The organism is Devosia sp., from assembly GCF_041917035.1.
Lineage (GTDB): Bacteria > Pseudomonadota > Alphaproteobacteria > Rhizobiales > Devosiaceae > Devosia_A.
On sequence record NZ_JAYRYM010000131.1, the window covers coordinates 1 to 11128 of the forward strand.

An 11128-nucleotide genomic window follows, 5' to 3' on the forward strand; every position below is an offset into this window, starting at 1 on the left:
AGGCCCGGGTTACGGGCGAGCGCCGCCTTGGCGTCGTCGTGAGCCCATTCGAGCAGGTGTCGGTGCACGTCGGGGACGGCGAGGTGGTAGCCGGGCATGCCGGACTGGCGGGTGCCGAGCAGGTCGCCCTGGCCACGCAGCTCAAGGTCCTTTTCGGCAATGACGAATCCGTCCTCGGTCGACCTGATGGTGTCGAGCCGCGCCCTGGCGGTTTCGCTGAGCGGCTCCTTGTAGAGCAGCAGGCAGGCGGAGCGCTGGCTGCCGCGGCCGACGCGACCGCGCAGCTGATGCAACTGCGCGAGGCCGAAACGCTCGGCATGCTCGATGATCATGATGGTGGCGTTGGGGACGTCGACGCCGACTTCGATGACGGTGGTGGCGACGAGGATCTTCTTCTCGTTGCGCTGGAAGGCTTCCATCTCGCCTTGTTTCTGAACCGATCCCAACTGGCCATGAACGAGGGCGACCTGGTCGCCAAAAGCCTGCTGCAGCTCCCGGAATCGATCCGAGGCGGAAACCACGTCGAGATTGTCGCTCTCCTCCACCAGGGGGCAGACCCAGAAGGCCTGCGCCCCTTCGGCGATGCGGCTGTGCAGCCGCGCCAGGACGCGAGGATACTCCGCGATCGACAGGACGGCGGTGTCGATCGGCTGGCGGCCGCGCGGTTTTTCGCGGAGCACGCTCACCGCCATGTCGCCGAAATGGGTGAGGACGAGGGTGCGCGGGATCGGGGTGGCGGTCATGACGAGGAGATCGGCATGGGCGCCCTTCTCGGACAGAGCCAGGCGCTGGTGGACGCCGAAGCGGTGCTGCTCGTCGACGACGGTGAGGCCGAGGTTGTGGAATTCGACGCCCGACTGGAACAGGGCGTGGGTGCCGACGACGATGGTGGTGGCGCCATCGGCGATGCCGGCGAGGACGGCGCGCCGCTCGGCAGCGCTCATCTTGCCGGTGAGCAGCACGATGCCCAGACCGACGGCGTCGCAAAGCGGCTTCAGCGTCCGGTAGTGCTGGCCGGCGAGGATTTCGGTCGGGGTCATCAGCGCCGACTGCGCACCGCTCTCGGCCATTGCCGCCATGGCCAGCAGGGCGACGACGGTCTTGCCGGCCCCGACATCGCCCTGCAGCAGGCGGGACATGCGCTCGGGCGCGGCGAGGTCGTGGCGGATGTCCTCGACGGCAAGCCGCTGGCCCTCGGTGAGCGTGTAGGGCAGGGCGGCCTCGACCCGAGCGGTGATCTCGCCGGTGAAGGTCCGGGCAACGCCGCGGGGCGCGACCAGTTGCGAACGGACGATGAGCAGCGCCAGTTGGCCGGCGAGGTACTCGTCATAGGCGAGCCGCATGCGGGCCGGCGACCAGAGCTGGGCGTCGTCCGGATGCTCGGGGGCGTGGGACGCGCGCATGGCGGCGCGGAAGGACGGCCAGCCGAACTGCGCGAGCCGCTCGGGCGCAATCCATTCGGGCAGATCGGGCAGGGTATCCAGCACCTGCCGGGTGAGCTTGATCAGTGCCTTCGAGCTCAGCCCGTGGGTGAGCGGGTAGACCGGCTCGACCAGCGGCAGGCTGTCGAAGCGGTCGGCCTCGACCACGTAGTCGGGGTGGGTGATCTGCTTTTCGCCCTGGAAGAAGCCGATGGTGCCCGAGACGTAGCGGTCCTCGCCGACCGGCAGGAGCTTCTCCACCCAGCCGCCCTGGGCCCGGAAGTAGACGAGCTGGATCTCGCCGGTCTCGTCGTGGGCAAACACCCGGTGCGGGATGTGCGGCTTGCCCCTGGGCGGCGGCACGTGGCGGTCGATGTGGAGCTTCAGCGTCGCGACGGTGCTGTGCACGGCCCTCGCGATGCCATCCATGCGCCGCCGATCGACGACACCGGTGGGCATGTGCATCAGGAGATCGAGCGCAATCGCCTCCTGCCCGTCCGGCGCGCCGAAGAAACGGGTGAGCAGGGCGCTGAGCTGCGGCCCCACGCCCTTGATGGAGTGCAGCGAGCGAAACAGCGGATCGAGGGCGGGGGGACGGGGCACGTCCCCTAGAGACCGACGGCCTTGCGGAGTGCTTCGTTCATGCGCCCCTGCCATCCGGGCCCGTCGGACTTGAAGCGATCGAGGACATCGGCGTCCACCCTGAGCGAGATTGCCTTCTTTGGGTTCTCGGCCGGGGGGCGGCCGCGCTTAACGAGCCGCCCGTTCTCATACTGATCCGCCCGTTCGAACCACTCGCGAGTCAGTTCGGGGGCGTCATCTGGGTCAACCCAGGAGCTCTCGGTAGTAGTCTTGTTCACGCCCATTTGCCTTCCTCAGTGAGATAATGTGCCGAGCATCGCCACGCTGTGTCCACACCAAGACGACCATTCTGCCGTGTAGCCAGCCGACAGTTATGATGCGAACTTCGCCGTAGTCGTAGCGTTCGTCGTCCCAATCATAGGTGCGTCCCGAAAACACCTCAGGCGCATCGATGAAGTCTAATTGGCGCTCGTCAATCGTCTTCTGTCGCTTTTTCGGATCGAAGGTGATCAGCATGCTTTAATGTATATACGAAAAGGTGCATGGGCAAGGACTGTCGCGGAAGTCACCGGGGCTGACAAGCAGGCAGATAGGGGGTAGACAGCCACTCCAACATCGCAGAGACCTCCCGCTCATGGCCCCCTCCGAAGACGCCGGTGATAAATTGCCTATGCGGCTGCGTCGGTTGCGCTTTCGCGCCTGGCATCGCGGCACCAAGGAAATGGACCTGCTGCTCGGGCCCTTCGCCGACGCGCGGCTCGAGGGGATGGCGGAGGCGGATCTCGATCGCTTCGAGGCGCTGCTCGAGGAGGCCGATACCGACCTGCTGAAGTGGCTGACGGGGCAGGAACCGGCGCCCGCCGACGCCGATCGGGCGCTGCTGTCGGAACTCCTGGCCTTCAGGGTGCAGACTCATGGCTGAGCATCGCGCCGATCGCACCCTCGCCAATGTGCCAGACGGCATGCAGCCGGTGGTGCTGGCCCGGCTCGTCGAGGAGCGCCTGAGGGCGGCGCCCAAGGCGCCGGTCAGCGTGGTGTTCGTCGCCCGCGACGGACGCCGCATGCAGCGCATGTCGGAAATCCTCGAACAGCTGCTGCCCGGGCACCCGATCCTGCCGCTGCCGGCATGGGACTGCCTGCCCTATGACCGCGTCTCGCCCAACGGCGTGACCATCGCGGCGCGGATGACGACCCTGTCCGCGCTCGCCAGCGGCGCGGCACCGGGGGCCATCGTGCTGACCACGGTCAACGCCCTGGTGCAGAAGCTGCCCCCTCGCGACGTGGTGGCGGGGATGAGCTTTGCGGCGGCTGCCGGGCAGGTGGTGGACAGTGATCGCCTGGTCGGCTGGGCCACCGACAACGGCTACCTGCGCGTGCCGACCGTGCGCGAGACCGGCGAGTATGCGGTGCGAGGCGGGCTGATCGACCTGTTCCCCGCCGGGACCGAGGCGCCGCTGCGCTTCGACTTCTTCGGCCGGCAACTCGAAACCATCCGGACCTTCGACCCGGACACGCAGCGCACCACGGGCAACCGCAGGCAGATTGCCCTCGCCCCGATGAGCGAAATCCTGCTCAACGAGGAGACGATTCGCCGCTTCCGGGCGCGCTACACGGCGATGTTCGGCGGCAATACGGTGGACGATCCGCTCTATGCGGCGGTGAGCGCGGGGCAGCGCTTTCCGGGCGTCGAGCACTGGCTGTCGTTCTTCTTCGACAGGCTCGATCCCCTCGCGGCCTATGCCGGCGATGCGGCCCATGTGTTCGACGACCAGGCCGAGCAGGCTTTCGCCGATCGCCTGGCGCAGATCGCCGACTATTATCAGGCGCGCGAACAGGCGCGGCACGAGAAGCAGTCCGCCACGGCGGCCGCCCCCTATAAGCCGGTGCCGCCCGAGCAGCTCTACGAGATCGGGGCCCACCCCTACGCGCTTGCCCCGGCGGGCCGGGTGGTGCAGCTGTCGCCCTTCGCCGCCCCCGGCACGCGCAAGGCGGACGACGCCGGCGGCCGGGTGGCGCCGAGCTTTGCCGCCGAGCGGCAGGCGCAGGACGTCAACCTGTTCGAGGCGGTGGTCAACCTGCTCAGGACGGAGCGGAAGAAGGCGCGCAGGACCATCATCGCCTGCTGGTCGGAAGGCTCGCGCGACCGCATGGCGCAGGTGCTGGCCGACCACGGCCTCGCCCACCCGCGCCTCGCGGAAAACTGGCGCGACGCGGAGACGACATCGTTCGAGACCACGGCGCTGGTGGTGCTGGGCATCGAGACGGGCTTTCAGACCGACGACATGCTGGTGCTCTCCGAGCAGGACATACTCGGCGAGCGCCTGCTGCGGCCGCAGAAGCGGCGCCGCGCGGCGGACGCACTGACCGAGGCGGCCGGCCTCGCGGCGGGCGACCTCGTCGTGCATGTCGATCACGGCATCGGCCGCTTCGTCGGGCTCAAGACGATCGAGGTGTCGGGCGCGCCGCACGACTGCGTCGAGATCGAGTATGCCGGCAACACCAAGCTCTACCTGCCGGTCGAGAACATCGAGCTGCTGTCGCGCTACGGCGCCGATGCGACGATCGAGCTCGACAAGCTCGGCGGCGTGGCCTGGCAGGCCAAGAAGAGCCGGCTCAAGAAGCGCATCCGCGAGATGGCCGAGCAGCTGATCAAGATCGCCGCCCTGAGGCAGGTGACCTCGGTGCCGCCGATGGATGTGCAGCCGGGGCTCTACGAGGAGTTCGCCGCGCGCTTCCCCTACGAGGAGACCGAGGACCAGCTGGCAGCGATCGATGCGGTGTTCACCGATCTCGCCTCGGGCCGCGTGATGGACCGGCTGGTGTGCGGCGACGTCGGCTTCGGCAAGACGGAGGTGGCGCTGCGCGCCGCCTTCGCCGTTGCCATGTCGGGCCGGCAGGTGGCCGTGGTGGTGCCGACGACGCTGCTGTCCCGCCAGCACTACAAGACGTTCCGCGAGCGCTTCTCCGGCCTGCCGCTGCGCGTGGCACAGGCCTCGCGGCTGGTCTCGGCGCAGCAGCTGAAGAACACCAAGGAAGAACTGAAGACCGGCACCGTCGACATCGTGGTGGGCACCCATGCGCTGCTGGCCAAGAGCATCGAGTTCAAGGACCTGGGCCTGTTGATCATCGACGAGGAGCAGCATTTCGGCGTTGCCCACAAGGAGCGACTGAAGGAACTGAAGGGCAATGTGCATGTGCTGACGCTGACGGCGACGCCGATCCCGCGCACGCTGCAGCTGGCGCTGACCGGGGTGCGCGACCTCAGCCTCCTCGCGACGCCGCCGGTCGACCGCCTGGCCATCCGCACGTTCATTTCGCCGTTCGATCCGCTCAGCGTGCGCGAGGCGCTGCTGCGCGAGAAGTATCGCGGCGGCCAGGCGTTCTACGTGGTGCCGAGGATCAAGGACCAGCCCGACATCGCCGAGTTCCTGCGCCAGCAGGTGCCTGAGGTCAGCTATGTCGTTGCCAACGGCCAGATGCCGCCGGCCGAACTCGACGACATCATGAACGATTTCTACGACGGCAAGTTCGACGTGCTGGTGTCGACAACGATCGTCGAGAGCGGGCTCGATATCCCCAACGCCAATACGCTGGTGGTGCACCGGGCCGACAATTTCGGGCTGGCGCAGCTCTACCAGATCCGCGGCCGCATCGGGCGGGCCAAGCAGCGCGCCTATGCGCTGTTCACCATCCCTGCCGACCGCAAGCTGAACGACACGGCGGAGCGGCGGCTGACGGTGCTGCAATCGCTCGAATCGCTGGGCGCCGGGTTCCAGCTGGCGAGCCACGATCTCGACATCCGCGGCGCCGGCAACCTGCTCGGCGACGAGCAGTCGGGGCATATCCGCGAGGTCGGGTTCGAGCTCTACCAGGCGATGCTGGAGGAGGCGGTGGCGGCGCTGCGCGACGGGGCCACCGACTTCGAGGACAGAAACGAGTGGAGTCCGACGATCTCGCTGGGCATGCCGGTGATGATCCCCGAATACTACGTCCCCGACCTGACCGTTCGCATGCAGCTCTACCGGCGCCTCGGCGACCTCGGCGACGCGCGCGAGATCGATGCGGCCGGGGCCGAGCTGATCGACCGCTTCGGGCCGCTGCCCGAGGAGGTGGAGGCGCTGCTCAAGGTGATCCTGGTCAAGGCGCTGTGCCGCACGGCCAATGTCGAAAAGGTCGAGGCCGGCCCGAAGGGCGCGGTGGTGTCGCTGCGCCACAGCGAGTTCCCCAACCCGGGCGGGCTGGTGCGGATGGTGTCCGATCCGCAGATGCAAGTGCGCATCAAGCCCGATCAGAAACTCGTGTTCAGCCGTGACTGGCCGACGGCCGAGGCGCGGCTCAAGGGCACGGCGGCGATATTGTCGCGAATGGCCCGGATCGCGGGGGAAACGGGTGCGGCGGCAACACTCGCCGGATAAAGCTTCCGGAACCCGGCTCGGTCATGTTATTGCCCGAATTCCTGCCTTGAAGAGCGCGGGAATTCAGGTGGCCGGGAGAGTCACCAATGGTAGGAAACCACAAGGAAAGTCGATGACCCTCAAGACGCTCGTTGCTGCCGGCCTCGCGGTCGTCGCGCTGTCGCTGGCCCCTATCGGAGCGCTTGCGCAGGACAATCCCACGCCGGCCGCCGGGGAGGGCACCGTCGGGCAGACCGACCCGAACGCCACGCCGGTCGACCCCACCAAGAACTGGCTGAAGGTCTGCGACCCGCTCGACGACGGCAAGAAGGTCTGCATCATGCGCCAGGTCGTTGTGGCGAACGGGCAGTTCCTCGGCTCGTTCCTGCTGCGTGACGATCCGGGCCAGGAGAGCCGGCTTCTGGCGGTTGCCGCCGTGCCGCTCGGGGTGCTGCTGCCCTTCGGACTGACCTGGCAGATCGACACCGCCAAGCCGATCCGCGTGCCGTTCATGCTGTGCGACCCGCAATCGTGCGCCACGCAGCTGGTGATCAACGAGGCCTATGTCAACAGCCTCAAGAAGGGCGGCAAGCTGAAGCTCACCGCCAAGAACCGTTCGAACAAGGACCTCGTCATCGAGATCAACCTCGCCGGGTTCACCGCCGTCTATGATGGAGATGCCGCGATGACGTTCGACGAACTCAACCAGCAGTCGACCGGACCGACGGCACTCGAAAAGCAGCTGCAGGATCGCGCCGAGGAACTGCGCAAGAAGCTCGACGAGGGCGCGACGCCCGAGCAGCCGGCGCAGTAACCGGCCGCACGTCGGAAGGATCACGGGGCGCCGTCAGGGCGCCCCGTTCGTTTTGGCCGATCGGCCGAGTGACGGATCAGCGAAAGCCCATGCCGAGCCCGAAGGCCTCGCGGCGCAGCCCCGGAATGAGCTTCAGGGCCCAGATGCCGCCGGCCCGCATCGCCTGCGCGGGCAGGAAATCGGAGAGCAGCGAGCGGAACAGCGTATCGACCATGGTGCCGGTGCGCAGCAGATCGCCGGCGCGCCGTCGACTGTAATCCTCGCTGACGCGGATCGCCCAGCCGGAGGTGCGGCGATCGACGCCAGCCAGCGCGGCCGAGAGGTCCGCGACATCGCGCAGCCCCAGGTTGAGGCCCTGCGCTCCCAGCGGGGGGAAGGCGTGCGCGGCCTCTCCGGCGAGGACGACGCCCTCGTGTCCGGCCGCGTCGACGCTCAGCGAACTGAGCAGGAACAGGTGCGCCGGGCTGGTGAGGCGGATATCGCCGAACAGGTGCTGCGACTTCTCGAGGAACACGGCCCGCAGGCCGTCGGCGCCGCGGGCCTGGGCGGCGCGCAGCACCTCGCGATCATCGATCCAGACGAGATTGGCCCGGTTGTCGCCGGCAGGAACCAGGGTGAACGGGCCGCGCGGGTAGTGGAACTCGACCGAAGCGCCCTCGAGCGGGCGCCCCAGCTCGAGATCGGCGACCAGCGCCGCCTCGACGAAGCCGGTCTCGCGAACCCGGAAGCCGCCGAGCGAGCGGACCAGCGACTTCTTTCCGTCCGAACCGACGACGAGCGGCACCTCGACCGTCCCGCCATTGCCGAGCGAGAGACGCCAGCCGGCGTCGGTCCGCTGGAGATCGGCAAGCGTGGTCTCGACCGTTTCGAGATTGCCCAGCCCGGCGCGCGCCGCCTCGAAGCGGGCGAGGAGGGCGGTGTTGGCGAAGTTCCAGCCGAACGCGGCATGACCCGCCTCGCGGCTGTCGAACAGCGCCTCCGGCGCGCGGATCAGCCGCGCCGTCGCGTCGATGATGCGGATCTGCGTCAGGGCGGTGCCGACTTCCGCCGGATCGGCGATCAGGCCGGAGCTGACCATGTAGTCGACGACCGGCAGCATCAGCGCCGATGTGCGCCGATCGGGCGGCGCCTTCGGCGCGACATGCAGGACCCGGAGGCCGGCCCTGGCCGACGCAATGGCGGCCGCGATGCCCGCGAGGCCACCTCCCACTACCGCGACGTCGTGTGCCATGATCAGCTGGCCGCCGCCAGCCGGCGGTCGCGCCCGCTCGGCACCACCAGCGCCCCGGCATAGGAGCCGAGGAACAGCGCCACCAGGTAGAGCAGCAGGTTGCTTGGCCAGAAGGCGATGAGCGAGATGGCAGGGCCCGGGCAGATGCCGGACATGCCCCAGCCGATGCCGAAGAGCGCGGAACCGACCACCAGCGGGGCGTCGATCCGCTTGAACTCGGGCTCGTGGAACCGCGTGTCGAACAGCGGCGCCGGTTGTCGGCGGCCGATGCGGACGGCGACGAACATCACCCCGATGGCCGCGACGATGACGAAGGCGAGGCTGGGATCCCAGCCGCCATCCGGAATGGCGGTGAAATCGAGAAAGCGCAGCACCTTGAGCGGGTCGACCATCTGCGAGACGTAGAGGCCGGCGCCGAACAGGGCGCCGCTGACGGCGGCCGTCACCAGGTAGGGCAGGCGAAGCGAAGCGGCCATTTCACACGACCCCGGTTGCGGCGACGGTCAGGATGGCGACCGAAAAGAAGATGCCGACTGCAACGAAGCTGCGGGTGGACAGGCGGGCGATGCCGCACACCCCGTGGCCGGAGGTGCAGCCATTGCCGATCTTGGTGCCGAAGCCGGTCAGCAGGCCGGCGACCGCCAGCCAGAGCGGCGTCGGAACGCCCCAGCCGGCCGGCGCCGACACGAGTTCGGCCGGCGCGCCGGCGGGTCCGCCGACGCCGAGGCCGAGGCCCGGGAGCAGCCAGGCAGCGGCCAGCGTGCCGAGCACGAGCGAGACCAGGAACACCAGCCGCCACAATACCGTGCGGGCCGGCGGCAGCAACTGCCCGAAGACGCCGGAGATGCCCGCGATACGGCCATTGCCCAGCCACAGCACCGCCGAAGCCAGCCCGATCAGCGCACCGCCCACAAGTGCCGGAATGGGTGAGAAAGCGTCCATCTGCCCGAGAGTGTCCCTGAGAATGAGAACATTATTCTAGCAGCCGGGGACCCTGCGAGCCAGCCGCCCGCCAGCGGTTTCGTTCTCCGCCGGCCGGTTGCGATGAAAAACCGCACCAGTGGGAAGACCTGCGGCGCATCTTCCCACTGCCGGCGGAGAACCGTAGAAAGGTCCGCCAGCCAACTTGCGGAGACTCCGATGCTCGACCTGCTTGCCGACCCGAACGTGTGGGCGGCGTTCCTGACCCTGACGGCCATGGAGATCGTCCTCGGCATCGACAATATCGTCTTCATCTCGGTGCTGGTGTCACGCCTGCCCAAGGAGCAGGCCGACCGGGCGCGCCAGATCGGGCTGTCGCTGGCGCTGGTGTTCCGCATCCTGCTGCTGCTGGTGATCTCCTGGATCATCGGGCTGACGCAGCCGGCCTTCGACATCGCCGGGTTCGCGCCCTCGTGGAAGGACCTGATCCTGATCGGCGGCGGCGTGTTCCTCATCTACAAGGCGACGCACGAGATGCACGCCGAGATCGAGGAGCCGCATGCCGAGGACCTCGGCCGGCAGGCGACGCGCGCCTTCGCCGCGATCATCGGACAGATCATCGTCATCGACCTGGTGTTCTCCATCGACTCGATCGTCACGGCGGTGGGCATGGCCGAGCATGTCGAGGTGATGATCGCCGCGGTCATCGTCGCGGTGGCGGTGATGTTCGTCGCCTCGGGGCCGGTGGCCAGCTTCGTCTCCAAACATCCCACGACCAAGATGCTGGCGCTGGCCTTCCTGCTGCTGATCGGCGTCTCGCTGGTTGCCGACGGGCTCGGCTTCCATATCCCCAAGGGATACATCTATGCCGCGATGGGCTTCTCGGTGCTGGTCGAGGCGGTCAACATCCTCGCCAAGCAGCGCAGGATGGCGCGGCGGGCGCTCGAGGGCGGCGGGACAGCCGCGGCGGCCCATCCGCCGACGGCAGCGGCCGCGACGGCTCCGGCACCGCAGCCCCGGGCCCGTTCGACCGCCGCCTCGCGGGCGCAGGCCCGGCCCAAGTCGGCGCCGAGGAGGAAGAAGTGAGCCGCGCCTTCATCGTCCGCGAGCATGGCGGGCCGGAACAGCTGCGGCTCGAGGAGGTCGAGGTCGGCATGCCTGGCCCCGGCCAGATCAAGCTGCGCAACCGGGCGATCGGTCTCAATTTCGTCGACATCTACCAGCGCAGCGGCCTCTACCCGATGGCGCTGCCCTTCGTCGCCGGCAATGAAGGGGCCGGCGAGGTGATGGCGGTCGGCGCCGGCGTGACCGAGTTCCGCCCTGGCGACCGCGTGGCCTACCAGGGCCCGGCGGGCGCCTATGCCGACGAGCGGCTGCTGCCCGCCGACAAGGCGGTGCCGCTGCCCCCGGCGATTTCCTACGAGACCGCGGCGGCGTCACTGCTCAAGGGGGCGACGGCCTTCTACCTGCTGCACTGGACCCACCAGCTGAGGCCCGGCGAGACGATCCTCGTGCACGCCGCCGCCGGCGGCACCGGCCAGATCCTCGTGCAATGGGCCAAGGCGATCGGCGCGACGGTGATCGCCACGGCCGGGGCGGAGGACAAGTGCGACATCGCGCGCGCCTGCGGCGCCGACATCGCCATCAACTACCGCACCGACGAGCTTGTCGCCCGCGTGCGGGAATTCACCGCGGGCAGGGGGGTCGACGTGGTCTATGACGGTGTCGGCAAGGCGACGTTCGAGGCCTCGCTCGACTGCCTGAG

11 protein-coding genes are annotated in these 11128 nt (G+C 68.5%); 5 read left to right on the forward strand and 6 right to left on the reverse strand.

Annotated features, from left to right (window positions below):
- The 3 genes from recG to ACE3TU_RS13675 form a co-directional block, all read right to left on the reverse strand.
- Positions 1–2024, reverse strand: a 2024-nt coding sequence (recG, locus tag ACE3TU_RS13665; RefSeq protein ID WP_374625065.1) for an ATP-dependent DNA helicase RecG, incomplete at its 3' end; no start/stop codon positions are given.
- Positions 2025–2029: 5 nt separating this feature from the next.
- Positions 2030–2287, reverse strand: a complete 258-nt coding sequence (locus tag ACE3TU_RS13670) for a BrnA antitoxin family protein (RefSeq protein WP_374625067.1) — start codon at positions 2285–2287, stop codon at positions 2030–2032.
- Positions 2247–2519, reverse strand: coding sequence for a BrnT family toxin (locus ACE3TU_RS13675; RefSeq protein ID WP_374625069.1), 273 nt, complete (start codon positions 2517–2519; stop codon positions 2247–2249). Before ACE3TU_RS13675 ends, ACE3TU_RS13670 begins: the two co-directional genes overlap by 41 nt.
- Positions 2520–2688: 169 nt before the next feature.
- Between ACE3TU_RS13675 and ACE3TU_RS13680 the strand changes: the two genes are divergently transcribed.
- From ACE3TU_RS13680 to ACE3TU_RS13690, 3 genes are all read left to right on the forward strand, one after another.
- On the forward strand, positions 2689–2925 hold the full coding sequence (locus ACE3TU_RS13680; protein WP_374625071.1) for a succinate dehydrogenase assembly factor 2: 237 nt from the start codon (positions 2689–2691) through the stop codon (positions 2923–2925).
- Positions 2918–6418: a transcription-repair coupling factor gene (gene mfd, locus ACE3TU_RS13685; RefSeq protein WP_374625073.1), complete on the forward strand. Its 3501-nt coding sequence runs from the start codon at positions 2918–2920 to the stop codon at positions 6416–6418. The genes ACE3TU_RS13680 and mfd overlap by 8 nt, the downstream gene beginning before the upstream one ends.
- Positions 6419–6530: 112 nt before the next feature.
- A complete protein-coding gene (locus ACE3TU_RS13690; RefSeq protein ID WP_374625075.1) occupies positions 6531–7211 on the forward strand; it encodes an invasion associated locus B family protein in 681 nt (226 codons plus the stop codon).
- A 76-nt stretch (positions 7212–7287) separates the two neighbouring features.
- Here the strand turns inward: ACE3TU_RS13690 and ACE3TU_RS13695 are convergent, their stop codons facing one another.
- Genes ACE3TU_RS13695 through ACE3TU_RS13705 form a run of 3 tightly spaced genes read right to left on the reverse strand, consistent with a single transcriptional unit; the run spans position 7288 to position 9384 of the window.
- On the reverse strand, positions 7288–8442 hold the full coding sequence (locus tag ACE3TU_RS13695) for an FAD-dependent monooxygenase (protein WP_374625077.1): 1155 nt from the start codon (positions 8440–8442) through the stop codon (positions 7288–7290).
- Positions 8443–8444: 2 nt separating this feature from the next.
- On the reverse strand, positions 8445–8918 hold the full coding sequence (locus ACE3TU_RS13700; protein ID WP_374625079.1) for a DUF6691 family protein: 474 nt from the start codon (positions 8916–8918) through the stop codon (positions 8445–8447).
- A 1-nt stretch (position 8919) separates the two neighbouring features.
- On the reverse strand, positions 8920–9384 hold the full coding sequence (locus ACE3TU_RS13705; RefSeq protein WP_374625081.1) for a YeeE/YedE family protein: 465 nt from the start codon (positions 9382–9384) through the stop codon (positions 8920–8922).
- Positions 9385–9582: 198 nt separating this feature from the next.
- Between ACE3TU_RS13705 and ACE3TU_RS13710 the strand changes: the two genes are divergently transcribed.
- Together ACE3TU_RS13710 and ACE3TU_RS13715 are read left to right on the forward strand one after the other, a co-directional pair.
- Entirely contained in the window at positions 9583–10449 is an 867-nt protein-coding gene (locus tag ACE3TU_RS13710; RefSeq protein WP_374625083.1) for a TerC family protein, read from the forward strand.
- On the forward strand, positions 10446–11128 hold a 683-nt coding region (locus ACE3TU_RS13715; RefSeq protein ID WP_374625085.1), incomplete at its 3' end, for a quinone oxidoreductase. The genes ACE3TU_RS13710 and ACE3TU_RS13715, both read left to right, overlap by 4 nt.